The 25,392-nt window shown below is 71.1% G+C and carries 30 protein-coding genes; 6 read left to right on the top strand and 24 right to left on the bottom strand.

From position 1 onward, the window contains the following. Positions 1-2 precede the first annotated feature (2 nt). Positions 3-473 carry an HAD domain-containing protein gene (locus tag ACH41F_RS19290; protein ID WP_391234070.1) on the bottom strand — a complete coding sequence of 157 codons (471 nt, stop codon included), beginning with the start codon at positions 471-473 and terminating at the stop codon, positions 3-5. A 235-nt stretch (positions 474-708) separates the two neighbouring features. On the opposite strand from ACH41F_RS19290, the gene ACH41F_RS19295 reads away from it, so the two are divergent. Further along, positions 709-1,548 (top strand): nitroreductase/quinone reductase family protein, encoded by an 840-nt coding sequence (locus tag ACH41F_RS19295; RefSeq protein ID WP_391234069.1) that lies wholly within the window; start codon positions 709-711, stop codon positions 1,546-1,548. 22 nt (positions 1,549-1,570) lie between these two features. On the opposite strand, the gene ACH41F_RS19300 is transcribed toward ACH41F_RS19295, so the two are convergent. The 5 genes from ACH41F_RS19300 to ACH41F_RS19320 form a co-directional block, all read right to left on the bottom strand. After that, positions 1,571-3,592, bottom strand: coding sequence for a HelD family protein (locus ACH41F_RS19300; RefSeq protein WP_398836689.1), 2,022 nt, complete (start codon positions 3,590-3,592; stop codon positions 1,571-1,573). A 41-nt stretch (positions 3,593-3,633) separates the two neighbouring features. After that, on the bottom strand, positions 3,634-4,263 hold the full coding sequence (locus ACH41F_RS19305; RefSeq protein WP_391234067.1) for a TetR family transcriptional regulator: 630 nt from the start codon (positions 4,261-4,263) through the stop codon (positions 3,634-3,636). 81 nt (positions 4,264-4,344) lie between these two features. After that, a complete protein-coding gene (locus tag ACH41F_RS19310; protein WP_398836691.1) occupies positions 4,345-6,453 on the bottom strand; it encodes a phosphotransferase family protein in 2,109 nt (702 codons plus the stop codon). 372 nt (positions 6,454-6,825) lie between these two features. After that, complete coding sequence (locus tag ACH41F_RS19315; RefSeq protein WP_398836693.1) at positions 6,826-7,563, bottom strand: HAD family hydrolase; 738 nt, start codon at positions 7,561-7,563, stop codon at positions 6,826-6,828. Beyond that, on the bottom strand, positions 7,563-8,441 hold the full coding sequence (locus ACH41F_RS19320) for a GntR family transcriptional regulator (protein WP_391234064.1): 879 nt from the start codon (positions 8,439-8,441) through the stop codon (positions 7,563-7,565). Before ACH41F_RS19320 ends, ACH41F_RS19315 begins: the two co-directional genes overlap by 1 nt. Before the next feature lie 167 nt (positions 8,442-8,608). Here ACH41F_RS19320 and ACH41F_RS19325 point away from each other — a divergent pair, with 167 nt between their 5' ends. Continuing rightward, positions 8,609-8,800, top strand: coding sequence for a hypothetical protein (locus ACH41F_RS19325; RefSeq protein WP_391234063.1), 192 nt, complete (start codon positions 8,609-8,611; stop codon positions 8,798-8,800). A gap of 27 nt (positions 8,801-8,827) precedes the next feature. Here ACH41F_RS19325 and ACH41F_RS19330 read toward each other — a convergent pair whose 3' ends face one another. Continuing rightward, a complete protein-coding gene (locus ACH41F_RS19330; protein WP_398836695.1) occupies positions 8,828-9,736 on the bottom strand; it encodes a winged helix-turn-helix domain-containing protein in 909 nt (302 codons plus the stop codon). 176 nt (positions 9,737-9,912) lie between these two features. On the opposite strand from ACH41F_RS19330, the gene ACH41F_RS19335 reads away from it, so the two are divergent. Continuing rightward, positions 9,913-10,095: a hypothetical protein gene (locus ACH41F_RS19335; RefSeq protein WP_398836697.1), complete on the top strand. Its 183-nt coding sequence runs from the start codon at positions 9,913-9,915 to the stop codon at positions 10,093-10,095. Positions 10,096-10,272: 177 nt separating this feature from the next. Here ACH41F_RS19335 and ACH41F_RS19340 read toward each other — a convergent pair whose 3' ends face one another. Together ACH41F_RS19340 and ACH41F_RS19345 are read right to left on the bottom strand one after the other, a co-directional pair. Beyond that, positions 10,273-11,529: a GNAT family N-acetyltransferase gene (locus ACH41F_RS19340; RefSeq protein ID WP_398836699.1), complete on the bottom strand. Its 1,257-nt coding sequence runs from the start codon at positions 11,527-11,529 to the stop codon at positions 10,273-10,275. 88 nt (positions 11,530-11,617) lie between these two features. Beyond that, positions 11,618-12,190, bottom strand: a complete 573-nt coding sequence (locus tag ACH41F_RS19345) for an aerial mycelium formation protein (RefSeq protein WP_391234059.1) — start codon at positions 12,188-12,190, stop codon at positions 11,618-11,620. A 159-nt stretch (positions 12,191-12,349) separates the two neighbouring features. On the opposite strand from ACH41F_RS19345, the gene dtd reads away from it, so the two are divergent. Beyond that, a complete protein-coding gene (gene dtd / locus ACH41F_RS19350; RefSeq protein WP_391234058.1) occupies positions 12,350-12,775 on the top strand; it encodes a D-aminoacyl-tRNA deacylase in 426 nt (141 codons plus the stop codon). 22 nt (positions 12,776-12,797) lie between these two features. Here the strand turns inward: dtd and ACH41F_RS19355 are convergent, their stop codons facing one another. From ACH41F_RS19355 to ACH41F_RS19385, 7 genes are all read right to left on the bottom strand, one after another. After that, a complete protein-coding gene (locus ACH41F_RS19355) occupies positions 12,798-13,763 on the bottom strand; it encodes a YgfZ/GcvT domain-containing protein (protein ID WP_391234057.1) in 966 nt (321 codons plus the stop codon). Positions 13,764-13,773: 10 nt separating this feature from the next. Beyond that, positions 13,774-14,211 carry a transcriptional repressor gene (locus ACH41F_RS19360; RefSeq protein WP_391234056.1) on the bottom strand — a complete coding sequence of 146 codons (438 nt, stop codon included), beginning with the start codon at positions 14,209-14,211 and terminating at the stop codon, positions 13,774-13,776. Positions 14,212-14,311: 100 nt separating this feature from the next. Then, positions 14,312-15,481, bottom strand: a complete 1,170-nt coding sequence (locus ACH41F_RS19365; protein ID WP_398836701.1) for an RNA-guided endonuclease InsQ/TnpB family protein — start codon at positions 15,479-15,481, stop codon at positions 14,312-14,314. An 80-nt stretch (positions 15,482-15,561) separates the two neighbouring features. After that, complete coding sequence (locus ACH41F_RS19370; protein WP_289928029.1) at positions 15,562-16,137, bottom strand: FABP family protein; 576 nt, start codon at positions 16,135-16,137, stop codon at positions 15,562-15,564. Positions 16,138-16,352: 215 nt separating this feature from the next. Continuing rightward, on the bottom strand, positions 16,353-17,201 hold the full coding sequence (locus ACH41F_RS19375; RefSeq protein WP_398836703.1) for a hypothetical protein: 849 nt from the start codon (positions 17,199-17,201) through the stop codon (positions 16,353-16,355). Beyond that, positions 17,198-18,100: a hypothetical protein gene (locus ACH41F_RS19380; RefSeq protein WP_398836704.1), complete on the bottom strand. Its 903-nt coding sequence runs from the start codon at positions 18,098-18,100 to the stop codon at positions 17,198-17,200. Before ACH41F_RS19380 ends, ACH41F_RS19375 begins: the two co-directional genes overlap by 4 nt. Beyond that, complete coding sequence (locus ACH41F_RS19385) at positions 18,097-18,810, bottom strand: hypothetical protein (protein WP_398836706.1); 714 nt, start codon at positions 18,808-18,810, stop codon at positions 18,097-18,099. The genes ACH41F_RS19380 and ACH41F_RS19385 overlap by 4 nt, the downstream gene beginning before the upstream one ends. Before the next feature lie 151 nt (positions 18,811-18,961). On the opposite strand from ACH41F_RS19385, the gene ACH41F_RS19390 reads away from it, so the two are divergent. Further along, on the top strand, positions 18,962-19,324 hold the full coding sequence (locus tag ACH41F_RS19390; protein WP_391234051.1) for a DsrE family protein: 363 nt from the start codon (positions 18,962-18,964) through the stop codon (positions 19,322-19,324). Between the two features lie 49 nt (positions 19,325-19,373). On the opposite strand, the gene ACH41F_RS19395 is transcribed toward ACH41F_RS19390, so the two are convergent. From ACH41F_RS19395 to ACH41F_RS19430, 8 genes are all read right to left on the bottom strand, one after another. Next, positions 19,374-19,634: a DUF3099 domain-containing protein gene (locus tag ACH41F_RS19395; protein WP_391234050.1), complete on the bottom strand. Its 261-nt coding sequence runs from the start codon at positions 19,632-19,634 to the stop codon at positions 19,374-19,376. Positions 19,635-19,721: 87 nt separating this feature from the next. Beyond that, positions 19,722-20,009 carry a DUF1416 domain-containing protein gene (locus ACH41F_RS19400; RefSeq protein WP_003991226.1) on the bottom strand — a complete coding sequence of 96 codons (288 nt, stop codon included), beginning with the start codon at positions 20,007-20,009 and terminating at the stop codon, positions 19,722-19,724. Positions 20,010-20,083: 74 nt separating this feature from the next. Next, on the bottom strand, positions 20,084-20,923 hold the full coding sequence (locus ACH41F_RS19405) for a rhodanese-like domain-containing protein (RefSeq protein ID WP_391234049.1): 840 nt from the start codon (positions 20,921-20,923) through the stop codon (positions 20,084-20,086). A gap of 111 nt (positions 20,924-21,034) precedes the next feature. After that, positions 21,035-21,115, bottom strand: coding sequence for a putative leader peptide (locus tag ACH41F_RS19410; RefSeq protein ID WP_350310325.1), 81 nt, complete (start codon positions 21,113-21,115; stop codon positions 21,035-21,037). Between the two features lie 196 nt (positions 21,116-21,311). Then, the gene (locus ACH41F_RS19415; RefSeq protein WP_391234048.1) at positions 21,312-22,040 is read right to left on the bottom strand and encodes an LmeA family phospholipid-binding protein; all 729 of its coding nucleotides are present in this window, start codon (positions 22,038-22,040) and stop codon (positions 21,312-21,314) included. A 109-nt stretch (positions 22,041-22,149) separates the two neighbouring features. Further along, positions 22,150-23,265: a hypothetical protein gene (locus ACH41F_RS19420; protein ID WP_391234047.1), complete on the bottom strand. Its 1,116-nt coding sequence runs from the start codon at positions 23,263-23,265 to the stop codon at positions 22,150-22,152. Between the two features lie 2 nt (positions 23,266-23,267). Further along, on the bottom strand, positions 23,268-23,522 hold the full coding sequence (locus ACH41F_RS19425) for a MoaD/ThiS family protein (RefSeq protein ID WP_391234046.1): 255 nt from the start codon (positions 23,520-23,522) through the stop codon (positions 23,268-23,270). A gap of 37 nt (positions 23,523-23,559) precedes the next feature. Beyond that, positions 23,560-24,423 (bottom strand): alpha/beta fold hydrolase, encoded by an 864-nt coding sequence (locus tag ACH41F_RS19430; protein WP_391234045.1) that lies wholly within the window; start codon positions 24,421-24,423, stop codon positions 23,560-23,562. A gap of 118 nt (positions 24,424-24,541) precedes the next feature. On the opposite strand from ACH41F_RS19430, the gene ACH41F_RS19435 reads away from it, so the two are divergent. Further along, complete coding sequence (locus ACH41F_RS19435) at positions 24,542-25,321, top strand: winged helix-turn-helix domain-containing protein (protein WP_391234044.1); 780 nt, start codon at positions 24,542-24,544, stop codon at positions 25,319-25,321. Positions 25,322-25,392: the final 71 nt, after the last annotated feature.

Consider the following 25,392-nt stretch of genomic DNA (forward strand, 5'->3'; position numbering starts at 1 on the left):
CTCTATGTCCGCAGCCACCGCGCCACGGCCTCGACATCCGCGTCGGTGATCCCGCGGCGGTGATCGACGCGGTGCAGCAGGGCCGGTGCCCGGTGGTGGGCCTCCACCCACGTCCGGTCGGCGGCGCCGATCTCGTCGTCGACCCACACGAAGGGCCGGCCCGCCGCGCGGTCGACGAGGGGCCGCGTCTTCCAGTGCGGTCCGCCCTCTGGTCCGTCGGGCCGGTCCGGCCAGTCCACGGCGGGGAGCGGGGGCAGTCCGAGCCAGGGCGCGAGGAGGCCGTTGGCGTCCTCGGCCGGCCAGGTCGTGGCCCATACGAGTTCGCAGCGCAGTGCCGTGAGCCGCGCCCCCAGCGCGGGGTCGACGCGGTCGAGGAGGGGGTGGTGCGTCGTCACCGGACCCTCGTGGCGCGGATACGGGCGCGAGGACCCGAACGGCAGGATCGTCCCGTCGATGTCGAGGAAGAGAATCATCGTCGGCCAGCATGCACCGCGGCCGGCCCCGCGCACCCGCCGATATTCGGTGGCGCCCCGCACGAGCACGGGGCTACCGTCCCTCCCATGACTGCCGGGTTCGCGGCCACGCGCCGCGCGACGGTCGGGTGCCGGGCCTCCGCGTGAGGCCCGCGCGGGTCAGAGGCCCGCCGCTTTCTCCTCGCCTTCGCCCTCACCGACGTACGCGACGAAGAGAAGGACGAGAGAGAAGAGAATGACCGACCACCTCGACCACACGGTCATCGACGAGTTCCGTGCCCGCAACGGTCGCGTCGGCGGCCCGTTCGAGGGTGCCCGGCTGCTTCTGCTGACCACCACCGGCGCCCGCACCGGCACCCGGCACACCACTGCGCTCGGCTACCTCCCCGACGGCGGCGACCGGGTCCTGGTCATCGCCTCGGCGGGCGGCTCCCCCAGACATCCGGACTGGTACCTCAACCTCCTCGCGCAACCCCAAGTGACCGTGGAGAGAGGCCCGTTCACCTACGAGGCGCACGCCGTCCCCCTGGCGGGCGAGGAGCGCGACCGCTCCTTCGCGCGGGCCGTGGAGGCGGACCCCGGCTGGGCGCGGTACCAGGAGAAGGCCGGGGACCGGACCCTGCCCGTGGTCGCCCTGTACGAGAGCGCGGCACCCCCGGACACCCGGGCCGGTTCCACGGGCGAGGCGATCAGGCGCGTCCACGACGATCTCCGCCATGAACTCGCCCTGATCCGCGCGGAGATGGCGAGGAGCACCGGCCCGACCCTGGGCGCCCAGCTCCGCGTCAACTGCCTCACCTTCTGCCAGTGCCTGCACCAGCACACCGGCCAGGACACCGGCCTGTTCCCCCGTCTCGCCGACCGGCACCCCGTGGCCGCCCCCGCGCCGGCACGGCCGGACGGGGGGCAGCAGCGGATCGCCACGCTGGCGGACGAGCTGAAGCAGGCGGTGTGGACGGCCGCCGGGCCCGCCGAGGCGCGCGCCGAGTTCGAGCGGATCGCGTCCGAGCTGGAGGCTCATCTGACGTACGGGGAGGAGCAGGTGGTCCCCCTGCTCGACCGCTGGACCGACTGACCACGGGGGCGGCGGGACGCGCTCAGAACGGCAGCTCGCGCGCGTGCACCACCTCCAGCCCCGACACCGCCCGCGTCAGCACCACGTACAGCCGGTGCAGCCCCCGCTCCTCCGCCTCGGCGATCGCCGCGGGCTCGACGGCGACGACATGGTCGTACTCGAGCCCCTTGACCAGCGTCGCCGGCACGAGGGTCAGGCGGGCGCCGAGGTCGTCGGGGCCGGCCAACCTCAGCCCGGCGGCGTCCAGCGCCTCGCGGACCCGGGGCAGATCCGCGTCGGCGGCGATCACACCCACCGAACCCTCCCGCGCGAGGGCGTCGCGCACGGCGGCCACGACCGCGCCGGGCAGGTCGCCGCCGGCGTCCCGGATCCGCAGCTCGCCGTCCCGGCGCAGCGACCGCGCGGCCGGCACGTCCACGTCCAGCCGCTCCAGCAGCCGGTTGGCCAGGCCCACGACGGCCTCGGGCACCCGGAACCCGGTGGTCAGCGGGATGACGGCGGCCTCGGGCCGGCCGAGGTGCGTGAGCTGGGCGGCCCAGGTGCGCGCGGCCCACGGGGTGGTGCCCTGCGCCAGGTCGCCCAGCACGGTCAGCGAACCGAAGGCCGCCCGCCGGGCGATGGCCCGGCACTCCATCGGGGAGAGGTCCTGCGCCTCGTCGACGACGACATGGCCGTACCCCTCGGGATGCTCGATCAGCCCGGCGACCTCGTCGAGGAGCACGAGGTCGGCGGCCGACCAGCGCGCCGACCGCCACGACCGCGGCGGCCTGGCCCACAGCAGCGTCTTCCGCTCGTCGGCGGTGAGCACCCCCTGGGCGAACCGCTCCAACACCGCGGGCTCGGTGAGGAGTTCGGTGACCACCTCCTCGGGCCGCACGCGGGGCCACACGGCGTCGAGGAAGGCGCCGACCGCCCGCGCCCGCTCGATGCGCCGCACCCAGGAGTGCGGCACCGGCCCCTCCCGGCGTTCGGCCTGCGCCCGTACGCAGGCCACCACCCGCGCCCGTACCCGCTCCCGCCCGATCCCGTACGGCGGCTCCTCGGCCCGCACCCCCGCCACGATCCGCACCAGCTCGTCGGCCGGCACCCGCCATCGGTACGTCCCGTCGGGGATCGCCAGCGCCTCCACCCCGTCGGCGGACACGCGCGCGTACAGCGCCCGCCGCAGCACCTCGGCCATCCGCACGTCGTGCTTGACGGCGGCGGCCCGCTCCTCGTCCCGCCCCTGGACCGGGTGGAGCGCGATCTCCTCCTGGAGCGTCGACTGCCGTACGCCGGTCTCGCCGAGGGCGGGCAGCACCTGCGAGATGTACGTCAGGAACGTGCGGTTGGGGCCGAGGATCAGCATGCCGCCGCGGCGGATGCGCTGGGGGTGGGTGTAGAGCAGGTAGGCGGCCCGGTGCAGTCCGACAGCGGTCTTGCCGGTGCCCGGGGCGCCCTGCACGCACAAGGACATCCGCAGCTCACCTCGTACGAGGTCGTCCTGCTCGGGCTGGATGGTCGCGGCGATGTCCCGCATCGGTCCGAGGCGGGGCCGCTCGATCTCGCGCAGCACGATGCCGCTGGCCCGGTCCTCGCCCTCCATGAGGTGCTCGTCCTCCAGCCCGGTGAGGTCGGCGGAGTCCCCCTTGCTGCCCGGCGCCCACCCGAACCGCCGACGCACGGCGACGCCCTGCGGGTCGCGGGCGCCGGCCTGGTAGAAGGCGCGGGAGACGGGTGCCCGCCAGTCGACGACGAGGGGCGGGGCGGCGGGCTGCTCGCTGATCCGCAGCCGCCCGATGTACAGCCGCCGTCCGTCCACCGCCGAGTCCAGCCGGCCGAAGAACAGCGGGCCCTCGGGCAACTCCCGCATCTCCTTGGCCCGGCTGCGCAACCGGTACCCGAGCACTTCGGCGTCGGCCCCGGAGGCGGAGACGTCCTCACCGGTGACGACGTGCTCCTGGGCGCCCTCGACCATGGCGGCGAGGGCGGCACGGCAGGTGTCGTGGTGGGCGCGTTCGAGGCGGAGGGCGTGGTGGAGGTCGTGGGGGCGGGGTGACGTCATGGAGTGAAGGGTACCCGCATAACGTTACCGAGTTACATTTCTTACCGAGGCTCGTCCGTGCGGGCCGGCTGCGGCAGCCCGCCCTCCAGCAGGTCGAAGGCCCGCCCGGCCGCGACCACGGCCTCCGCCCGGACGACGTCCACGTCCTCGCCGCCGGTGATCCGCCGCCAGTTCTCCTGGGCCAGCACCCGCCGCACCGCCACGATCTGGCCCGCGGCCAGCCGCGCGTCCAGATCACCGCCGAGCGCGTCGGCGAGCGCGGCCTCCGACCGCTCCAGGTGCGTGTACATCCGGGCGACCAGGGCGGGGGTGCCGTAGAGCAGGTCGTAGAAGGCCAGCACGGCCGGATGGTCGCTGACCCCGGTGATCGGGTCCCCCCGCTCGATCGCCGCGACGAAGTCCCGCCGCAGCGCGACCAGCGGCGCCTCCCGCGGGGCCTCCCGCACCACCCGGGCGGCCTCGTCCTCGTGATCGGCGATCCGGTGCAGGACGAGGTCCTCCTTCGCCGGGAAGTACCGGAAGAGCGTCGGCTTCGAGATCTCCGCGGCGGCGGCGATCTCCGCGACGGACACCGCGTCGTAGCCCTTCTCCAGGAAGAGCCGGATGGCGATCTCGGAGACGGTCTCGTAGGTCCGCCGCTTCTTGCGTTCTCTCAGGCCGGGGCTGGTCATGGGGTGAGGGTACGAGGTGAGCCGCGGTCCCGGGTCCGCCAGACGGACGGCTAGGAGCCGGCGCCCACCGGAGCGGACGGACTACGCGAAAGCCCTGGCGAGGTCCGGCGTCGACCGTACGGGCAGCCCGAGGGAGGCGGTCGCGGCCGCCAGGGTCATCGCGTAGGAGTCCACGGCGCGGCGGACGTTGGGAGCGTCCAGACTCGCGCCCGTCACCAGGCGGTCCAGGTCCACGTAGGCGGAGCGCACGATCTCGATCCAGCGGTAGACGCCCCAGTCGCGGCGCCAGTCGGCGGTGTGCTCGGCGGGCAGCAGACGCTCCCAGCGGCCGAACATGCGCTCACGGATCTCCGGCCGCGTCGGCGTGAGATGCATGTGCCGGACCAGGTCGTACAGCGGGTCGCCGACGACGGCCATCTCCCAGTCGATGATGGTCAGGGGGGCCTTCCGGTCGGAGCGGCGCACGAGATTCCACGGGTTCAGGTCGCCGTGCAGCAGGCCGGGCCTGCGCCGCGTCACCTGGTGCCGGGCCAGGATCTCCTTGAGCCGGAGAGCGTCGGGCAGCCCCAGGAGCCGGGCCACCTGCTGGGATCCCCTCGGCAACTCGGCGACCAGCTGGACGAGTTGCTCGCTGAGCCAGGTGTAGAAGCACCCCACGCCCGCCGCCGGGTCGAGCCGTTCGTAGCCCACCTCGGTCAGGGCGAGGAGCTGGTCGACGAGGCCGTCCGCCTCGTGCGGCAGCAGTCCCCGCACGGGATGGCTGGGCGGCTGGTCCATGTCGGGCGGACCCACGTAGGTGTGAACGGCGAAAGGTTCCTCTCGGTAGCTCGTCCCCAGCGCCAGGAACCTCGGCGCCCGCACGGCGGCCCCGGACTCCTCGATGGCACGCAGGACGGCGTGCTCGCTGAGGAAGCCGCGCTCACGCCTGCGGACGTTCGCCACCTTGCGCCGCACCACGACGGGAAAGTCGACGCCGGGCACGCGCACCACCGTGTTCAGGTGACCGGTGCCCTTGAAGACCCGCCCGGCCGGCGCCGCCCCCTCCGCGCGCAGCGCCGCGTCCACGGCCCGGCGGGGAAAGGCGGTGTGCTCGGGGAACCGCTGGTCCGGGACCCAGTCGCTGACCTCCGCGTGCAGGGCACGCCCCCCGGCTCTGGCGGCCCGCCACCGGAACAGGATCCGCTCGATCTCCTGCTCGTCGGGGACACTGCCGAGCCCGAGGGGCGGCGCCGCGGCCTCCAGCGCCCGGCGCACCTGCCCTGTCGCCTCGTCCAGGGTCTCCTGGTCGGTCGATCCCTGGAGTTGCCGCGCGGCCCGCATCACCTCGGAGAAGACGGATCGCGCCTCCTCGAAGGCGAGGTGGTGCCGCAGGTCCCGGTGCAGGTTGTTGCCGGCGGGGGGACGGACCCGCTGCACGGCGGCCGCCCAGGCGTCGACGACCTCCTGCCGCTGGTGGAGCGGGTAGCGCGTGCGTACGACGTGGTTGGCGAGGTCGTACAACGGATCGCCGTAGCTCGCCAGTTGCCAGTCGATCAGAACGACCCGCGTGACGTCGTCGTCCTGAACGACGATCACGTTCTCCCGGTGCAGGTCGCCGTGGAGCAGGCCGAAGGGGCGCCTGGACATCGCCGGAACCCGCTCCGCCAGCCGGAGCATGGCGTCGTACCGGATCCCCAGGGCGGCGAACAGCCCACCGAACGCGGGCCAGTTGGGGTGCACGATCTGCTGGTGCGCGGCGACCGCCATCGTCCGCAGAAAGCCCTGGCTGTCCGAGTGGTTGCCGGGCCAGTGGGAGGGCAGGGCCGGCAGTGCTCCCCGGCGCACCTGGGTCAGGTCGGCGAGCACCCCGGTCAGCGCCTCGACGTACCGGGCGTCGACGGGCTTGCCCTCGCCGCCGCACAGCGCGGAGAGGGAGGGTCCGTCGACATGGCTGTGCAGGGCGAAGCCGTCGCCCGCGACGAGGCAGTCCGGGACCCCGGGCAGCACGTCCTTGACGGCACGGAGGACCGCCGTCTCGTCCTGCCAGGTCCTGGTCGCCAGGGAGAGCGCGTCGACCCGCGGGATCCGCACGGTCACGGGCGTGCCCGCCGCGCGCCCCACCAGGGGGGCCACCTCGTCCGACAGGGGCAGCAGATAGCCGCGGTGGCGGTGTCCGCCGGTCTCCTGGCCCTGCCGTCGAGCCAGGCTCACGAAGGCCCGGAGGGCGTCATGCCTGACGCGTTCCCCCGGGTGCGGACCGGGGCGAGGTGCTGATGGGCCCACGGGCCACTCCGGATCGATCGCGCGAGAGACAGAAGGTGGGGCAACACTAAATGCCGGTTTTATCAACCACGACCGGAGTCAAGCTTGAATAGCCCTGGCGGGTGAATGGCCACGCTTCTTCGCCAAGTCGTTCGAGATGGCTGGTCGCCCTCTCATACGCACAGAACAGAGCGGTTGCTCAGTGGCGGTGCGGGGGATCCTAGCGCACCGGCTCCGGCTCCTCGGCCCCTACGGGACGAGACGTTGCCGAACCGCATCCCACCAGGCGCGCGGCGGCCTGGTGTGCGTGGCTCCGACGACTCAGGCCTGGTCCAGGAGCGCGTTTCGGATCTGGTCCAGGGAGCTGACCGTCACCTTGACCCCGGCGCCGCGCAGGAGCTTCTCCTTGCGTTCGTTACGCGCGTAGCCGAGGAACGGGACCCCGGCACTGCGCGCGGCGAGGAAGTCGTAGTCGGCGTCGCCGATCATCAGCGCCCTCGCAGGGTCCACGCCCATCGCCGTGAGGGCGCGGTTGAGGCAGTGGGGGTGGGGTTTGAGGTGTTCCAGGCGCTGGGTGCGGCCGTAGATGTGCGGGGCGAAGCAGGAGTCCAGGCCGCGGCCGGCCAGGTAACTCGACGCCGCGCGAGGTGAGTTGTTGGTCGTGACGGCGAGACGGGCACCGACCGCCGTCCAGGTGCGGATCAGGGTGTCGGCGTGCGGAGTCGGCATGGCCGAGGCCGCGGCCTGGAGTTCCTCACTGGTGAGACGTTCCTCCAGTGCCTCGACGAGGTCGCTGTCGGGGCGCCGGCGGTTGACGGCACCCAGGATGATCTGGGGGTTGAGGGTGTCGCGTTCGTCCTCTGTCACCAGGCCGCGCAGGCCTCTCGCCTCCAGCCAGTCGATCAGCCGGACCGCGACATCCTGGGCGGAGTGACGCGCGAACAAGCGGCAGATCGGGCCGTCGAAGTCCCACAGGACCACGCGGGCGCCGGTGATCAGTTCGCGGAGTTCCTCGAGTTCTGCTGTCACCGCTTCAGTCTGCGTCGTATCAGAAGTCACTAGGAGAGTGTCAGGTCCGTCGTGATGGTTTCCCAGAGGGCGTCGAACCACTTCTGGGATTCCTCGACGAAGGCCGCGTCCCGTTGTCCCGCCGACTTCAGGAAGGAGAACAGCACGGACCGGGAGCCCAGGACGTCGTACATCTCCAGGGTCTGGCTCTCGTACTCCTCCTCGCGCCGTTCGAGCATGTAGTAACCGAGCAGCACCTCCTCGCCGTTGAGCAGGTACAGCTTCACGGGCGGGGTGAACGGCAGGGCGCGGAAGGCCACATGGACGTCGATGCCGTGGGTGGAGCGGACCGCGTTGAGGTTGTACTTCAGGACGTGGGCCTGGGCGTTGCGCATCTCCAGCCAGCGCTGGTGGACCGGGTCGTCCTCGGTGTCGCGGTCGATCAGGACCGGGAAGGCGAGGTTGATGTCCCGGGAGGGCAGCAGGACGCGGAAGTCGATCGACCGGGGGCGGATCCGGCCCTCGTGGATGCGGCGGAGCGAGTCACCGAGGGCGAGCATGAGGGTCTCGGAGGTGTGGCTGACCACGTCGACGCGGACGTGGTCCGCCGTGAACGCCTCCGTCAGACGGGGCGCGAGTCCGACCATGGTCGGCTGGGGCGCGCCCCGGACGGGTGCCGGTTCGGCGATCCGCGGCGGGCTTCCCTTGCTGACGTTGGTGAGGAGTCCGTCCTCCTGGAGGGCGCGCAGCGCCTGGCGGACGGCGCCGCGCTCGACGCCGAACTCCTCGGCCAGTTCGGCCTGGGTCGGCAGGCGGTCGCCCGCCTTGAGGTCTCCGACGCGAATGCGTTCCCGCAGGATGTCGGAGATCTCCTGGGGCGAGAGCCTTCTGCTGCCGTTCACTGCCACGTTCTCCTGAGTCACGACCAAACGCTACAACTGCACTCCATCTTTGGGGAGTTGCCTGGAAGTTGTTTCAGACTCGGTGCCAAGTGGGGACATCTAACACTGAGATGGTTGCCAACTTCTCCAAGTTGGCGGAAGTTTTGCTTCCTTGTCTGCCTCCTTGCCGCCCAACGCCCGAAGGGGGAACCACCATGGCCGCTGCTCTCTACCTCCTCGTCGCCGTCTTCGTCGTCGGCGTCGAGCAGACCCTCCAGTGGAAGTACGGCGCCGCCGGGGTCATCGCCCTGCTGCTGCTCACCATCGGCGTCAAGGCCAAGAGCCCGGCCTTCAGCTCCGTCGGCGCCGTCATGCTCGCCCTGCTGGTCGCCCGCCCCGCGCTGTGACGCGGCGCCACCAGACGGGCTCCGACGCTACGACGCGAAGGTCAGGGGCGAACTGATCGTCTCCCACAGGGCGTTGAACCACAGATGGGACTGCTCGACGAAGGTCGTGTCCCGCGTGCCGGCCCCCTGATCGAAGGCGAACAGCATCGACTGGGTCCCCTCGGCGTCGTACATCTGAAGAAACTCGTGGTCGACCTGCTCCTCGCGCAGGTAGAGGGTGTAGTAGGCGAAGAGGGCCTCGGCGTCGTTGAGCAGGTACAGCTTCACCGGGGGCGTGAAGGGCAGCGCCCGGAAGGTGACCTGGACGTCGATGCCGTGGGTGGCGCGCAACGCCAGCAGGTTGTGCTTGAGCACCTGGCCCTGGGCGTTGCGCTGGGCCAGCCAGCGACGCTGGAGGCGGCCGTCCACGGAAGGGTCCACGGGGGTGGGGAAGGCCAGGTCGATCTCGCGGCTCGGCAGCAGGACCCGGACGTCGACCTTGGCCGGTTTCAGCTCTCCGGCGTGAATCCGACGCAGCGGCTCGCCGAGGGCGAGGTTGAGGGAGACCGAGGTCAGACAGAGGGCGTCGATCTCGACGTGCGGCACCGCGAAGGCCTCGGCGATCCGCGGCGCGAGGGCCACCATCGTGGGCAGCGGTGGCGCTCCGGGGCCGGTCAGCGCCCTGCCGAGGTCGGGGGCGACGGTCGCGGGGCTCCCCTTGGACACGTTGGTCAGCAGATGCTCGGACTGGAGGATGCGCAGGGCCTGCCGTACGGCACCACGCTCCACTCCGAACTCGTCGGCCAGCCTGGCCTGGGTGGGCATGCGCTGACCCGGCCGCAGCTCACCGGACCGGATCCGGGAACGCAGCGCGTCGGCCACCTCACGATGCGACGTGTGTGACCGCTGCGACCTCTCCCGTCCATTGACGGAGGCGTGTTTCGGGTCCACAACCAAACACTACAACTTCCCGCCATCTTTGGGCAGTTCAGAGGAAGGTGGTTATGAGTCGCATCCAAACGGAGATAAGTACAGTGAAGTTGGTAGCCAACTTACCCAACATGGTCACGATTCCAGGGGGTTGGCGCCGCCAAGCCGAACGACTCGACTTGCTTCGTCCAGGGGGGATCGTCATGCCGCTCGCCATCGCCATCGCCGCCCTTGCCATTGGGTTCGAGCAGCTCGTCCAGTGGAAGTGGGGGCCGATGGGCATCATCGCCTTCGTCCTCCTCACCGTCGGCATCAAGGCGAGGAACACCATGGTCGGCGGCATCGGAGCGGCGATCCTCGTGATGCTGCTCGCCCAGTCCGGCTGATCGGACCGCCCACGTCCGCGCAGTCGGCCGATCGGGCTCTCTTCCGGAGGGGAGCCGAGAGCCCGGTCGGTCAGCACAGCCACAACTGAACACCGACAACCGAACACCGCCGCGCACAGCCACAACTGAACAGCTACGGATCGACACCAAGAGCACGCGACATCGGCGCGAGGAGGCTCAGAACATGTCCGGGCACCAAGGCCGCCCGGGCGTACGCAGCAGGGCGTCGGCCATCCGGCCGGCGCCCGCTCGTTCTTCCCGGACCCGGCCGAGCGCGATCAGCCGCGCGGCGGACTCGTCACCGAGCCAGAGCCTCGCCAGGTCGCCGACGTCGAGCGTGAGGTCGGCCGCTCGCGTGGTCGCCGTGCAGGACGCCCCGTCCGCCCCGGCCTCCAGCAGGTAACGCCCGCCGGCCGGCCCGGCCCGGTCGGTGATCTCCAGCACCAGCGCCCCCTCCCCGTCGTACGTACGCGCCTGAAGAGCCCGTACGACGTCCAGGATCCGCACCCACAGCCAGTCCGCCTGCGTGGTGATCCGCGCGGCGCGCGGGTCGGGGAGGAAGAGCGGAAGCAGGTCCTCGGGGCCGCGCCAGCCGCTGCGCACCTTGGTGACCCAGTCGATCGAGCAGAGGTGGAGCCACAGGGCGCGCTCGGCGGCCGGTGTCGTGGCGATCAGCCACCGCACCGTGGCCGTCTCGGCGGGCTGCTTGTCCTCCCAGACCTCGTCGCACCGGTACGCCGCCATGCCCTCCACCTCACCGGTGGCCGAGCGGTACACGGCGTAGAAAGGCTCGACCCAGGGGGCGCGGTCCAGGTGCACGGCCCCCGTCTCGATCTGCCACCACCGCTCGGTACGGCTGACCGCGCCGGGCAGGCGGCGCCGCAGCCGCTCGTGCAGCTCGGGGCCGAGCTTGGTGACGTCCTCGCGGTCCACGAGGTCGACGCGGCCGCCGTCCTCCGGTCCCGCCCAGCGCGGGTCGAGACCGGCGCGCGGCACGTCCACCGTCCACTCGGTCATCGTGGTGGCCGGGCCGAAGCCGTAGCGGCCGTAGATCGGGTACTCCGCGGCGATCAGCGTGGCGACGACGTCCCCGCGCTCCTTCGCCGCACCGAGGTCCGCGGCCATCATGCGGGTGAGGATGCCGCGCCGGCGGTGCGTGGCCGTGACGGTGACGTTGGTGACGGCGTCGGCGGGGACGTCGGCTCCCCCGACGACCGTGAGCCGCTGATCGAAGGACCGGAACGTCCCCACGCACCGGCCGCCCTCGAAGGCGCCGAGCGTACGCGCCGGTTCGAGATAGGAGCTCCGGTCCGCGACCTCGTCCTCGGACACCCCGGGACTGCGCAGGAAGCCGGTGTTCAGGGCGCGGATCCACTCGGGGATCTCGGCCTCGCCGATCGGACGGACGTCGATGTCGGGGCGCGGTCGGCTCATGGGATCACCGTAGGCCCGCGCCGGTGAGGGTGTCGCGGCGTTTTCCACGGGCCCGCCGCGCCTGCCCCACGCAACCCGAGGCATCGCCTCACATCAGCAGGTCGTCCACCTGTGCCTCCCCCTCGCGGTACCGCCGCGCGATCTCCGCGCTGCAGTCGTCCGCGGTGCGCTGGAGGCGCTGGCGGCGTCGGGAGACCTGCTGTTCGTACCGCACGAGACGGGCCATCGCGGTGTGGAGCTCGAGGTCGGTGCGGGCCCGGAGGTCGGAGAGCTCGACCTCGGCGAGCATGTCGGCGGCCAGCCGGCCGAACTCCTCGCCGTGCGGCGTGCCCAGCGTCACATGACGGGCGGACGAGCGCTGGCGGGCCGGGGCGTCGGTGAGAATCTCGGAGAGGCGCTCCACCACCGAGCCCTCCCCGGCGGGCGAGCGACGGGCCAACTCCGCGCGCAGGATGTCGATACGGCCCTGGAGCAGCCGCCGGACATAGCTGAGGTCGGCCTCGTCGCGCTGGGCGTCCCGGCGCAGGGTGCGCAGCTCGGGCAGGCTCAGCGGGGCCAGGTCGCGCTCGGGCGGGCCCGCGGGCGGCCGCGGCTCCAACGCGCGCTGCACGGGCGGCCGGACAGCAGCCCCGGGCTGCTGTCCGGTACTCGGTGTGCTCATGTGCCTCAACCGTCCCCTCGACCGGGCGTGTGTGGTCATCGTGCCACCCCAAGTGGCCGCTATGTGACCGAGTGCCCCCGATCGGCCCCACATGGGGGGTTAAGGAGCAAAAACAATCCCGAGGAAAGGTCACTTCATCTGGCCCGGCATGATGGGTCCATGCGCGCAGTGGTACAGAGAGTGGACGGCGCGAGCGTCGTCGTCGAGGGTGAGACCGTCGGGGAGATCACCGGGGAAGGGCTGTGCGTCCTCGTCGGCGTCACCCACGAGGACACCAAGGAGAAGGCGGCCCAACTCGCCCGCAAACTCTGGTCGGTCCGCATGCTCCACGACGAGAAGTCGTGCAGCGACATCGACGCCCCGCTCCTCGTCATCAGCCAGTTCACCCTCTACGGCGACGCCCGCAAGGGCCGCCGCCCCACCTGGAACGCCGCCGCCCCCGGCGACGTCGCCGAGCCCCTCGTCGAGGAGGTCGTCGCCCAACTGCGGGCGCTGGGCGCGACGGTGGCGACCGGCAGGTTCGGCGCGCAGATGCGTGTGTCCCTGACGAACGACGGCCCGTTCACGGTGCTGCTGGAGATCTAGCGGGCCGCCGGTCCTGCTGGGCCTAGGGCTCCACGACCACTTCCTGAGCAGCGGCCGTGGAGTCCGCCATCAGCCGCGCGTCCACAGGGACGTTCCGCTTGACCAGGGCGAGGGCGACCGGGCCGAGCTCGTGGTGGCGTACGGAGGTGGTGACGAAGCCGACCTTGCGGCCGTCGGGGCCGTCGTCCGCGAGGCGGATCTCGGTGCCGGCCGGCGGCAGGTGGACCTCGCTGCCGTCGAGGTGCAGGAAGACCAGGCGGCGCGGGGGCTTGCCCAGGTTCTGGACGCGGGCCACCGTCTCCTGGCCGCGGTAGCAGCCCTTCTGGAGGTGGACCGCGGAGCCGATCCAGCCCAGCTCGTGCGGGATGGTGCGGTGGTCGGTCTCGAAGCCGAGCCGGGGGCGGTGCTGTTCGACGCGGAGGGCCTCGTAGGCCAGGAGGCCGGCCGGAGGGCCCGCCTTCTCGGCGTAGGACTCCAGGTCCGCCCGGGGCAGGAAGAGATCACGGCCGTACGCCGTCTCCCGGACGACGACGCCCTCGGGGACCTCGGCGATCGAGCCGGCCGGGAGGTGGACGACCGCGGTGTCGGCGGTGCGGTCGGCGACCTCGACCCGGTAGAAGAACTTCATCGACTCCAGGTACGCCAGCAGCGCCTCCTGGGTGCCGGGCTCCACATGGGCCCAGACCGTCGTGCCGTCGTCGACCAGGTACAGGGCGTGCTCGATGTGGCCGTTGGCGGAGAGGATCAGCGCCTCGGTGGCCTCGCCCGTGGGCAGCTCGGCGACATGCTGGGTGAGCAGCAGATGCAGCCAGCTCAGCCGGTCCTCGCCGGTGACGGCGAGGACGCCGCGGTGCGAGAGGTCCACGAACCCGGCGCCCTCGGCGAGGGTGCGCTGCTCGCGGAACAGGTCGCCGTAGTGGGCGGCGACGCCTTCGTCCACGCCTTCGGCGGGTACGGCGCCGGGCAGGGACAGCAGAGGGCTCTTCATATGCACAAGCCTACGACTCGGTAGTTGAAGCCTTCAAAGAACAGTCCTTGCAGCGGCCGAAGATCGCGAAGTGCTTCAGGTCCGTCTCGAACCCGAAGGTCGAGCGCAGCTTCGCGGTGAACTCCGCCGCCACCTCGGTGTCCGCCTCGATGACGTTGTCGCAGTCGCGGCACACCAGGTGGATGTGATGGTGGCGGTCGGCCAGGTGGTACGTCGGCGCCCCGTGCCCCAGATGGGCATGGCTGACCAGCCCCAGCTCCTCCAGGAGCTCCAGGGTGCGGTAGACCGTGGAAATGTTGACCCCCGACGCCGTCTTCCTCACCTCGATGAGGATCTCGTCGGGGGTCGCGTGCTCCAGGGTGTCCACGGCTTCGAGCACGAGTTGCCGCTGCGGCGTCAGCCGGTAGCCGCGCTGCCTGAGGTCGCTCTTCCAGTCGGTGCTCACCACACCGACGAGTCTAGGCCTACGTCAGCCACCCCGGACCGTCGTCCCGGGGTTTGCAGCTCAGGGCATCGATGGCTTCGACGAGACCGGCCGCGTCCAGCTCTCACGACACAAGGGTGAGAGCAGGGGCCACTGACCTGGCCCCGCAGACCCACACCCACCACCCACGAGAGGCGATGTTGTGGGACGCATTGAGGTCGGCGTGCTCAACGAAGCCGCAGAACCTGCAGGCGAACACGGCCTGTGACAGCCGATTGCGCTTGTCGATGTGGTGACAGCGGGAGCATTCCCGGCTCGAGCAGGCCGGATTCACGGACACCACCGGAACTCCGGCACGCTTGGCCTTGTATGCGATGAACTCGCCGAGCTGGTGGAACGCCCACGAGTGCAAGGTGACGCGTTGGGGCTTCTTGAGCCGTGCCCGCTCGCGAATACCACCCAGGTCTTCCAGGGCGATTCCGCGACCGGTGCGTTGAGCCTCCGCCACGATGCATTTGCTGATCTTGTGGTTGATGTCGCGAGCCCGGCGGGCTTCTCTGCCCGCGTGTCTCTTCAACCGTCGCTTGGCCGACTTCGTACCCCTGCGCTGCAGCTTCGCGCGCAGCCTTCGATCCTGTTCGCGGCGGCGGTTCAGGTGACGCCCGCTGTGCCGCCGACCGGTGGACGTGGAGGCGATGTTCACGATCCCCAGGTCCACCCCCACGAACCCGCCCGGCCTGCTGTTCTCCTCGGCCTCGGGGACCTCGCAGGTCGCGATCAGATACCACTGCCCGTTCCGGTTCAGCAGATCCGACTCGCCTCGTCGGTAGCGGGACAGCAGCTTCAACTGCTCCGGATGCCCGGTAAAGGCGATGTTCTTCAGGCGTCCGCCGGTGGTCCAGATCGATACGGTGGTGGCGCCCATCTGCCAGGACAGGCAGCGGTCATCGAACGGCTGTGCCGCCCCCGCACGAAACATGATCGGCTTGGAGGTGGCCCTCGCACGCCGTTTCGAGCCCGGCCTGCCCAGGTTCCCCACCCGCACACTCGCCTTCAAGGCGGTGTAGGCGTCTGCGACCTTCCGCAGCACATGCAGTGCAGGCTGCGCCGACAGCCCCCGCGCCCGCAGGTCGGCGTACGCAAGAGCCTGCAGCCCCGCGCGCGAGGTCACCTGCCGGGCGAACGCCTCAGTCGAGAGCCAGTTCGCTGCCTCGTTGCAGGAACGCAGGGTCATCTCAAGTGCCGCCGCCTGATCGGGCGTCGGCAGGAGCTTGACCCGTACCACCAGCTTCACGATGACGAAGCTAGACGGTGTCCCCTGCCGTTCCTCGCCAAACCACACGGTTCATCCGAACAGGTGACCACCACAGGGAATTACTTGAAGAAGGCGATGCCGTCGTCCGGCATGTCGTCGGGGAGGGCCTTGGCCCAGCGCTCGACGTCCTCCGGGGTGACGACCTTCTTCAGGTGTGCGGACATGTAGGGGCGCAGCTCGACCTCGGGGGTCTGCTTCTCGCCGACCCACATCAGGTCGCTGTTGACGTAGCCGTACAGCCGCTTGCCGCCGGTGTAGGGGCCGGAGGCCGCGGTCCGCGCCACCGCGTCCGTGACCAGGTCGATCTGGGGCTTCTGCTTGGCCAGCTCGCCGTACCAGATCTCCACGACGCCGTCGTCACGGACCATCGTGATCTCGACCTTGCGGTCGGCGTCGACGCGCCAGAAGCCGTGCTCGGACTCCAGCGGACGGACCTTGTTCCCGTCGTTGTCCAGGACCCAGGTGTGGGACTGGTACTCCAGGAAGTCGCGGCCGTCGTGGCTGAAGGTGACCTCCTGCCCGAAGTTGCACTTCTCGGAGCCGGGGAAGTCGTGCACGCCCGCGCCGGCCCAGTTGCCGAGCAGGAAGACGAGCGGGACGAGGTCCTTGTGGAGGTCGGACGGGATCTCGATCATGAGAGCAGTTCCTAGATCTGGGTCAGCGCTGGCCCTGGTACAGCTTCTTCACCGTCAGCCCGGCGAAGGCGACGACGCCGACGCAGACCAGGGCGAGCAGGACTTCGAAGACAACCTCAAGCACGTGGTGCTCCTACGGTGAGCGAGGGTGGGCGGTACACAGGCCGGGCCCCAGCTTAGTCGGCCGGGGCCCCGCCTTCTCCGCGAGGTACGCCTCAGCCGAGGAGCTGGCTCTGGAGCACCACCGTCTGCTGGAACGGCACCGCCGCCGCGCCGCCCTTGCGGGACTGCACGACCAGGGCGAGGACGTCACCCGCGACGAGATAGGCCTGCCGGACGTGCTCGGCGCCGAAGGGCTTGGCCTCGTCGTAGACGTACCGCTGGACGTTGTCCACCTCGACCTTCATCGGGAACGCCTCGTCCAGCCCGACGTCCTCCGCGTCGCGCAAGGCGTAGGGCGGTGCGAGGGAGCTGGTGAACTGGTCCTGCGCGAGGGAGTCGGCGACCGCGGCGGTGTCGAACTGCAGGAGGTAGATCCGGGTCCGCGTGCCGTCCGGTGCGGTCCAGCCGCGGGCGGCGATGTGCCGCAGCCCGTGGTCGGTCAGCAGGTCGTGGACCGTCCCCTGCTCCTCCTTCGACGCGTACGCCGCCAGGAAGTCCTTCGTGGCCAGCCAGCCGTCCTTCCCGTCGAGCGCCGTGTCCGCCTTGCCGCCCTCGGGTGCGGGCAGCAGGAGTTCGCGCAGGTCGGCGTGGTGCGAGCCGGCCGTGTTCTCCTCGGCGAAGGGGCTCGGGCTGCCGGAGGGCAGCGGCGGCCTGACGATCTGCGGGTACTCCCAGCGGCCGTCCGACTCGGTCGCGAGTCCGGGTACGTCCGTCCGCTCCATGCGGGTGATGCCGTACGCCGTCCCCGCGCCGACCACGGCGAAGACCGCGACGGCCGCGGTCCAGCGCAGTACGGCCCGCAGGACCCGGCGGTCCTTCGGTGCCGCCGGGGTCACCGGCTGCGGGGGCGCCTCGGGCAGGGGCGGCACCACGAGGGGCTCCTGCTCGGTCTGCTCGGTCATACCGCCTCCCCGGGCTCCGCGATGCGGTCGAGCTGCTCGGCGAGGAGCAGCGCGATCGACTTGGTGTCGAGTGACTTGACGCCGTCGGCGGTGGCGCTGATCAGGATGTCGCCCTGGTAGGCGGAGCAGAACATCATGTCGAGGTCGTCGTCGGCGTCCTTGGGTGGCAGGAAGCACTTGGCGTCCTTGAAGCCCTTGATCTTCGGGCCCGCGCGGAAGATGTCCAGGGAGTCCAGGAAGGCGTTCTGGGACGTCGAGATGTCCTTGGCGGCGGCCCGCTTCTCCATCCGGGACAGCGTGATGCTGACCGCGGTGGAGCCGTTGCCGCCGGCGTTGCTGCCCGTGGTGCTGACGTAGCTGCGCATCGCCATGCCCGTGACGCGCTGCCTGTCCATCTCCTTCTCCAGCTGCCGGCGCTGGGTGCGGGGCAGGCCGCTCAGCGACTCCTTGCGCAGGGCGGTCGCCTGGGCGCCGCTGAGTGCGGCGTCGGAGCCGAACTCGGCGAGGTCCGGGCCGCGGGTCCAGCCGTCGGTCCCGAAGGGCACGAGCACCCCGGCGAGCCCCTGGGCGTCGGCCGCCTTCTTCGCGTCCGCGTCCACCTCGGCCTGCGGGAACTTCCAGCGCGGCGCACCGGCGTCCCGGTCGGCGCCGTTCACGGTCACGGCGGTGAGACCGACGCCGGCCACGACGGCGCCGACCAGCAGGACGGACCCGCCGATCGCGGCGACACGACCACGGCGGAGGGGCTTCCTGGCGGGCCGGGCCGGAACCTCGTCGGGGACGGGAATCGGGACGGGGTTCTGGAGGACCTCGGGAGTCTCACGGACCTCGGCGCTCTCGGAGATCTCGCCGCTCCCGCCGCTCCCGGCGCTCTCAGCTCTCTCGGGGATCTCGCTCACAACCGCCCCATCTGCCGCTCGGCCAGGTCCATGATCCTCTTCTTGGTGATCGGCTTGGTGTCGTAGACCCAGACCTCCACGGCGATGTCACCGCGCCACGCGTGCGCCTCCGCGCTGTAGAGCGGCAGATAACCGGCTTCGGTCTCGGGCTGGTTGTGGACGTACGCCATCCCGTCCGCGGTGCCGGGCACGACCCAGCTGTCGGTGTCGTCCTCGTCCTCCGCCCAGTACTGGGCGTCGCCCGCGGCACGGTCGGCCGCGACGTACTCCTCCTGCCGGAACTGGATCAGCCGGATCGACACCGAGAGGTGGCCGGACTCCCAGCCGGTGACGGCGGCGCGGCGGAACTCGTCGTGGACGAGGTCGGCGTAGGCGCCGGCCGGCTTCTCGAAGGAGTCGGCGTAGGCGGCCAGGCTCATCCAGCCGTCGTCGTCGCCCAGCCAGTCGCCGGCCGCCTTCGCCCCGCGCGGCTTCTTCAGCAGCAGCTTGCGCAGGTCGCCGTCGGTCCGCACCCTCCGGTCCTGCGCGGCGGCCAGCGGCTCGACCTCGCCCTTGGCCTGTCCGACGACGGGCTGCGAGAGCGGCGGGAGCTCGGTGGGCTCGCGGTCGGCCTGCACGACGAGGCCGGTGCAGGTGCCCGCGACCACGCCGAGCACGGCGGCCGCGGCGACGAGGAGCGCGGTGCGCCCGCGCCGACGCCGACGGGGCACTTCCGGCGCCTCCGGCACTACAGGATCTTCGTGTGTTCCCGGTACTTCCAAGACGTCCCCCCACAGAACGTGAAGTGCGCATTCCGTATGCGCGCACAGGAGACTCGCCGCCGATGACCTGGGTTGTAGGGGCGTTGATTACGATTCAGGCATGGCGAAGAAGCTCGTGATCAAGGTGACGGCGGGGGCCGATGCCCCCGAGCGCTGCTCGCAGGCGTTCACGGTGGCGGCGGTGGCCGTGGCCAGTGGCGTGGAGGTCTCCCTGTGGCTGACCGGGGAGTCCGCGTGGTTCGCGCTGCCAGGCCGTGCCGCCGAGTTCGAGCTGCCGCACGCGGCCCCGCTGCCCGACCTGATCGACTCGGTCCTGGCGGGCGGAAAACTCACGCTGTGCACGCAGTGCGCGGCCCGCCGGGACATCACGGAGAAGGACGTCATCGAGGGCGTACGGATCGCGGGCGCACAGGTGTTCGTGCAGGAGTCCCTCGCCGACGACACCCAGGCGCTCGTGTACTGAGCCGCGGCGCCGGGGTCCACGGCCCCGGGGACAGAAGCCCGGCCGGGTCCTACCGCGGGCGCTTCTTGCCGTCCAGTTCGTCCCACCAGTCGTCCGACGTGGGGTCGCCGGAGGGGTCGTCCCACCAGCGGTCGTCGGGGCCGCGTCGGTTGGCGACCATCGCGGCGACCGGCGGGATCAGCATGGCGACCACGCACATGCCGACGGCCACGGGGACCGACCACAGGCGTACGACGCCCCAGGCCAGGACGAAGAGTCCGATGCAGGTCCCCATCATGGCGAAGTACACGTGCCGCCGCCGTGCGTACATACCTCCAGCGTAGGTCCGCGCACGCTGAAGGGCCGCACCCCGAGCGTCCAACCCGGGGGTGCGGCCCTTCAGCCGTTCAGGGGTGCCTCAGACGGCGATCGCGACCTCGGCGAGGCCGCCCTGCTGGGCGACGACCGTGCGGTCGGCGGTGGCGCCGGGGACCAGGGCGCGGACGGTCCAGGTGCCCTCGGCCGCGTAGAAGCGGAACTGGCCCGTGGCGGAGGTGGGGACCTCGGCGGTGAACTCGCCGGTCGAGTCCAGCAGGCGGACGTAGCCGACGACGGGCTCGCCGTCCTTGGTCACCTGGCCCTGGATCGTGGTCTCACCGGGCTTGATCGTCGAGGCGTCGGGGCCGCCGGCCTTCGCTCCACACATGTCGTTCTCCAAGAGGGGTCTGACCGGAGGAAGGCCGGTCGGGATCTGCGGGGTGGGTTCGCTTGCCGCGAGGGTTACTTGTTGGCGCCGAGCTCGATCGGGACGCCGACGAGGCTGCCGTACTCGGTCCAGGAGCCGTCGTAGTTCTTGACGTTCTCCACGCCCAGCAGCTCGTGCAGGACGAACCAGGTCAGCGCGGAGCGCTCACCGATGCGGCAGTAGGCGATGGTGTCCTTGGCCAGGTCGACCTGCTCCTCGGCGTAGAGGGCCTTGAGCTCCTCGTCCGACTTGAAGGTGCCGTCGTCGTTGGCGTTCTTCGACCACGGGATGTTGCGGGCGCTGGGCACGTGGCCCGGGCGCTGCGACTGCTCCTGCGGCAGGTGGGCCGGGGCGAGCAGCTTGCCGGAGAACTCGTCGGGGGAGCGCACGTCGACCAGGTTCTGCGAGCCGATCGCGGCGACGACGTCGTCGCGGAAGGCACGGATCGAGGTGTCCTGGGGCTTGGCCTTGTAGTCGGTCGTGGGGCGCTCGGGCACCTCTTCGACCAGCTCGCGGGCGTCCAGCTCCCACTTCTTGCGGCCGCCGTCGAGGAGCTTGACGTTCTCGTGGCCGTAGAGCTTGAAGTACCAGTAGGCGTAGGAGGCGAACCAGTTGTTGTTGCCGCCGTAGAGGATCACCTGGGTGTCGTTGGCGATGCCCTTCGCCGACAGGAGCTTCTCGAAGCCCTCCTGGTCGATGAAGTCACGGCGGACCGGGTCCTGGAGGTCCTGCGTCCAGTCGATCCGGATCGCGTTCCTGATGTGGTTCTTCTCGTAGGCGGACGTGTCTTCGTCCACCTCCACGATCGCGATGTTCGGGTTGTCGAGGTTGGCCTCGACCCAGTCGGCGTCGACCAGGACGTCGCTGCGGCTCATGCTCTTTCTCCTCCGGGGCAGTTGCGGCGGGGCGCGCGAGTGCGAAAGGGGTGCGCGGGGGCGCACCGATGCCTTGGACAGGCAGGGTGATGCGGAAGGCGTGGCTTCCGCTCAGAAGGTGCGACAGAGCATGGCGGCAACGCGGCACAGGTCCACTGCCCGCCGCTTCGTGAGATCCGCCTGTCGCTTCATGCCGTCGATCGTAGGGACGGACAGCCGGGCATGTCACCGGCGTGTCGTATTTTGAGACGCGATCGTCCGGGATGTGGGATGGAAGCGGCGTCCTGGCCGTGTTCACCGCGGTTCCGGGCGCGGGTGTCCGTCATCACACCTGCCGTACGGACCATCCGTCTCGCCCCTCGGACAGCGCTGCCCGCCGTACGCGGTCCTACCCGGCCAGCTTGACGTTCGAACCCTTCACCGTGACCTCGACACCGTCCGCCGCCGCCTCGACCTTGTCGAGCTCGATGCCGCCCGGCAGGTCGTCGATCTTCTGCTGGAAGTCGGTGATCGAGCGGACCTTGCCCTCCGCGACCTCGACGACCAGGTTCGGCAGGTTGTCGGCGTGCACCCGCACGGTGTCGCCGTCGACGGTGACCGTGCTGAGCACCGGGTACGTCGAGGACCTGCCCAGGGCCGTGACCTTGACGTTCACCTTGATCTTGCCGTTGCCGCCGTCCGCGAGGCCGACGACCTCGGCGGTCGCCCCGGGGAAGATCTGCGTCGGTTCGGACCGGGCGGCCTTGAGCAGCTCGGCGTAGGAGATCGTCGCCGTGCCGTCGGCGGTGGCGGCGGTCGCGGAGCTGTAGTCGCCGGAGAAGGCCACGCTCTTGAAGTTCGCGCGGATGTCGTCGATGCGGATCTTGTCGCCGTCGGTGCCGGCGGCGGCCTCGTAGTCCTTGATGCCGACCTCGGTGTCGTCGAGCTCGCCGGAGACGACCTGGGTGAGGAAGGGGAAGCCCTTGATCGACACGTCAGGGGTGACGGCGAGGTTCTCGGTGGTCTTCAGCTTGTCCGCCACCTCGCCCTCCGCGAGGTGGACCGCGACACGGTCGGCGATCACGAAGAGGCCGCCCAGAATGACGACGACGATCAGAAGTATTCGCAGTGCGCGCATTCTTTGGTGTTCCCCCACCTAGGCGGTCTACGTCCGGAAGTCACCGTAACTCCGGTGGGGGCGCCGACCTGCGGATTGTCGATCACCTGTGACAAGCGGGGGCAGGGCTTCACCCGAGCGCCCGTCCCAGCAGGTACACCGCCGGGGCGGCCGCGGCCAGCGGCAGCGCCACGCCCGCGGTGAAGTGCACGAAACGGGAGGGGTAGTCGTAGCTCGCGACGCGGTGGCCGATCAGCGCGCACACCCCGGCGCCCGCTCCCAGCAGCGCGCCCCCGGAGCCCAGGTCCGTCATCCCGCCGACCGCGATGCCCGCGCCCGCCGCGGCGAGCAGGGCGACCACCACGGAGGCCGGAGTCGGCAGCGGCAGCGCGCGGGCCGGCACGGCGACCGCGACCGAGGCCGCGCCGACCGTCACCGCGTCGGCGGCGGCCGCGAGGTAGCCGGACGCCACGATCGCCAGCGCCGCCGAGGCGACGGTGGCCATCAGGCCGTACATCCGGGTGTCGGGGTCGGCGTGCGAGCGGAGCTGGAGGACCAGGGAGAGCAGGACCCAGACGCCGAGCGTGCCGAGGATCGCGGCCGGCGCGCGGTCGGCGGCGAGCAGCGCGACGTCCGCGACCACCGCGCCGAGGAACGCCAGCGCGATGCCCTGCCGGGCCGGCCACATGCCGTTCAGCCGGAACCAGCCGGCCGCCGTCACGGCCTGAAGGACGACGAGCGGGACGAGCAGCGCGTACGACCCGACGGCCGCCGCCGCGGCGAGGAGCAGGCCGAGGAGGGCGGTGAGCGCGGCGGGCTGCATGCCGGGCTCGATGATCGGGGAACGGCCCTCCAGGCGGGCGCGCTGGGCGTCCGTGACGCGGGCGTTGCCGCCGAGGGTGGCGGGGCCGTAGTCGGAGGAGGCGGGGGCCGCGGGCCGGGGCTCGGGGGCGGGCGCGGCGGCCGGTTCGGTGTACGCCGGCTGCGCGTAGCCCTGCTGCGGCAGGTACGACGTCTCCGCGGCCGGCGCGACGGGCGCCTGCACCTGGGTCTCCCAGGTCTGCCCCTGCCACTGCTGGGTGTACTGCTGGGCGGCGTGCGGGTCGTCGTGGCCCTGCTGCTGCCCGGGCCACGCCTGGTGCTGGGGCTGCTGGTGCTGGGGCTGCTGGTGCTGGGGCTGCTGGTGCTGCCAGTACGGGTCGTACCCCTGCTGGTACTGCTGCCCCTCATACGGCTGGTCGGTCATCGTCACCCTCCTGCGAACGGCGGGAGCACCTCGACCGTGCCGCCGTCGGCCAGCCGTACCGTCTCATGTCCGCGGGTGCCCACGGGGTCGCCGTCGATGAGGAACGAGCATCGCAGCAGGACGCGCGTGAGCTCGCCGGGGTGTCGTCCGCGCACGGCGTCGAGCGCCTCGGCGAGCGTGTCCGCGTCGTACGCCTCCTCGGCGACGCCGGCCGCGGCCTTCGCGGCGGCCCAGTAGCGCACGGTGACCTTCGGCATCCGGTCCCTCGATCGATCGGCTGTGTACACGGTCAGGCTAGCCGCCCTGGGCGGCGGCCCAGTCCCCGATCCGGGCCAGCAGCTCGTCGGGGGCCGCGTTCTCCGCGTGGCCCATGCCGGGCTCCAGCCAGAGTTCGCCGTGGTCACCGGCGGCTTCGGCGAGCATGCGGGGGTGGTCCAGGGGGAAGTAGCCGTCGCGGTCGCCGTGGACGATCAGCAGGGGCGTCGGCGCGATGCCCGGGACCGCCTCCACCGGGGAGAGCGGGACCGGGTCCCAGTCGCGGTGGTGGATGCGCGTACGGAGTCCGTAGCGGCCCAGCAGACGGCCCTCGGGGCGGGTGATCAGCCAGTGGACCCTGCGCATGGGGGCGGTGCCGCGGTAGTACCAGCGGGCCGGCGCACTCACCGAGACCACGGCGTCGGTGCGCGCTTCCGTGCGCCCTTCGCGCTCCGGCCCGTGCAGCGCCGCGTGCCGCAGCACCACGGAACCACCCATCGAGAACCCCACGGTCACCACGCGCGCGTGGCCGAACGACCGCGCCCACCGCACCGCGGCGGCCAGATCCAGCACCTCCCGGTCGCCGACCGTCGAGCGCCCGCCGGAGGCGCCGTGGCCCCTGAAGGAGAAGGTGACCACGGCCCCGTACTGCGCGAACGCCGCCGCCACCCTCCGAACATGAGGCCGGTCCACGTGGCCCGTGAAACCGTGCGCGACCACGAACACGAGGTCACGCGCGGGTGGCGTGGAGGCGTCGTATACGAAGGCCGGCGAGTCGTATACGGAATCGATCGACACACCATCGTCGGTGTGCAGAAACGTCCGGATAGGTGCGTGTCTGTTCGTCTCAGAGTTCGGACTCACCGTGGAACGCACCACACGACCTGCCGGATCAACGCTCATGTGGGCTATTCTCCAGGGAAGAGGACTCGGGCGACGCAGCCCCCGGGTCCTTTTGTGCTTTCGGTACCCCTTGTATACGAAAGCCGCGACCTCGCGGGACCGAGGAGGAACCAGACGTATGAGTTCTCTGCTGCTCCTGACCAACGCCCTCCAGCCGTCGACGGAGGTGCTTCCGGCCCTCGGCCTGCTCCTGCACAACGTGCGCGTGGCACCGGCCGAAGGCCCCGCACTCGTCGACACCCCCGGCGCCGACGTCATCCTCATCGACGGCCGCCGCGACCTCCCGCAGGTCCGCAGCCTGTGCCAGCTGCTGCGCTCCACGGGACCCGGCTGTCCGCTCATCCTGGTCGTCACCGAGGGCGGCCTCGCCGCCGTCACCGCCGACTGGGGCATCGACGACGTCCTGCTGGACACCGCGGGTCCCGCCGAGGTCGAGGCGCGGCTGCGTCTCGCCATGGGCCGGCAGCAGATCGTCAACGACGACTCCCCCATGGAGATCCGCAACGGCGACCTCTCGGTCGACGAGGCGACCTACAGCGCCAAGCTCAAGGGCCGGGTCCTGGACCTGACCTTCAAGGAGTTCGAGCTCCTCAAGTACCTCGCCCAGCACCCGGGCCGCGTCTTCACCCGCGCGCAGCTGCTCCAGGAGGTCTGGGGCTACGACTACTTCGGCGGCACCCGGACCGTGGACGTGCACGTACGGCGGCTGCGCGCCAAGCTCGGCCCCGAGCACGAGTCGCTGATCGGGACCGTCCGGAACGTCGGTTATCGATTCGTTACGCCCGAGAAGGGTGGGGCGGCCCCGGACGAGGCACAGTCCAAGAACGACCGGCAAAAGGCGGAGGATGCGGACGAGACGGCCGCTCTGGACGCCGCCGAGGTCAAAGCCGACGTCTAGCCCGTCCCGGAAACGCTCGGGCGGGGCACGGACAAGCTCCTTCTCGCCCTGCCCAGAGCGGGTCCATCCGC

The organism is Streptomyces sp. NPDC020489 (genome assembly GCF_044386545.1).
In the GTDB taxonomy this organism is placed as follows: Bacteria; Actinomycetota; Actinomycetes; order Streptomycetales; family Streptomycetaceae; genus Streptomyces.

Bases quoted from the DNA above. Each gene is read 5' to 3' on its own strand.
- ACH41F_RS19370 (WP_289928029.1), bottom strand. From the start codon at position 16,137: ATGATCGAGATCCCGTCCGACCTCCACAAGGACCTCGTCCCGCTCGTC.
- ACH41F_RS19300 (WP_398836689.1), bottom strand. From the start codon at position 3,592: ATGACGTCACCCCGCCCCCACGACCTCCACCACGCCCTCCGCCTCGAA.
- ACH41F_RS19390 (WP_391234051.1), top strand. From the start codon at position 18,962: ATGGCGAAGAAGCTCGTGATCAAGGTGACGGCGGGGGCCGATGCCCCC.
- ACH41F_RS19430 (WP_391234045.1), bottom strand. From the start codon at position 24,423: ATGAGCGTTGATCCGGCAGGTCGTGTGGTGCGTTCCACGGTGAGTCCG.
- ACH41F_RS19335 (WP_398836697.1), top strand. From the start codon at position 9,913: ATGCCGCTCGCCATCGCCATCGCCGCCCTTGCCATTGGGTTCGAGCAG.
- ACH41F_RS19355 (WP_391234057.1), bottom strand. From the start codon at position 13,763: ATGAAGAGCCCTCTGCTGTCCCTGCCCGGCGCCGTACCCGCCGAAGGC.
- ACH41F_RS19395 (WP_391234050.1), bottom strand. From the start codon at position 19,634: ATGTACGCACGGCGGCGGCACGTGTACTTCGCCATGATGGGGACCTGC.
- ACH41F_RS19405 (WP_391234049.1), bottom strand. From the start codon at position 20,923: ATGAGCCGCAGCGACGTCCTGGTCGACGCCGACTGGGTCGAGGCCAAC.
- ACH41F_RS19345 (WP_391234059.1), bottom strand. From the start codon at position 12,190: ATGAGCACACCGAGTACCGGACAGCAGCCCGGGGCTGCTGTCCGGCCG.
- ACH41F_RS19295 (WP_391234069.1), top strand. From the start codon at position 709: ATGACCGACCACCTCGACCACACGGTCATCGACGAGTTCCGTGCCCGC.
- dtd (WP_391234058.1), top strand. From the start codon at position 12,350: ATGCGCGCAGTGGTACAGAGAGTGGACGGCGCGAGCGTCGTCGTCGAG.
- ACH41F_RS19420 (WP_391234047.1), bottom strand. From the start codon at position 23,265: ATGACCGACCAGCCGTATGAGGGGCAGCAGTACCAGCAGGGGTACGAC.
- ACH41F_RS19290 (WP_391234070.1), bottom strand. From the start codon at position 473: ATGATTCTCTTCCTCGACATCGACGGGACGATCCTGCCGTTCGGGTCC.
- ACH41F_RS19375 (WP_398836703.1), bottom strand. From the start codon at position 17,201: ATGACCGAGCAGACCGAGCAGGAGCCCCTCGTGGTGCCGCCCCTGCCC.
- ACH41F_RS19415 (WP_391234048.1), bottom strand. From the start codon at position 22,040: ATGCGCGCACTGCGAATACTTCTGATCGTCGTCGTCATTCTGGGCGGC.
- ACH41F_RS19305 (WP_391234067.1), bottom strand. From the start codon at position 4,263: ATGACCAGCCCCGGCCTGAGAGAACGCAAGAAGCGGCGGACCTACGAG.
- ACH41F_RS19410 (WP_350310325.1), bottom strand. From the start codon at position 21,115: ATGAAGCGACAGGCGGATCTCACGAAGCGGCGGGCAGTGGACCTGTGC.
- ACH41F_RS19425 (WP_391234046.1), bottom strand. From the start codon at position 23,522: ATGCCGAAGGTCACCGTGCGCTACTGGGCCGCCGCGAAGGCCGCGGCC.
- ACH41F_RS19400 (WP_003991226.1), bottom strand. From the start codon at position 20,009: ATGTGTGGAGCGAAGGCCGGCGGCCCCGACGCCTCGACGATCAAGCCC.
- ACH41F_RS19325 (WP_391234063.1), top strand. From the start codon at position 8,609: ATGGCCGCTGCTCTCTACCTCCTCGTCGCCGTCTTCGTCGTCGGCGTC.
- ACH41F_RS19340 (WP_398836699.1), bottom strand. From the start codon at position 11,529: ATGAGCCGACCGCGCCCCGACATCGACGTCCGTCCGATCGGCGAGGCC.
- ACH41F_RS19435 (WP_391234044.1), top strand. From the start codon at position 24,542: ATGAGTTCTCTGCTGCTCCTGACCAACGCCCTCCAGCCGTCGACGGAG.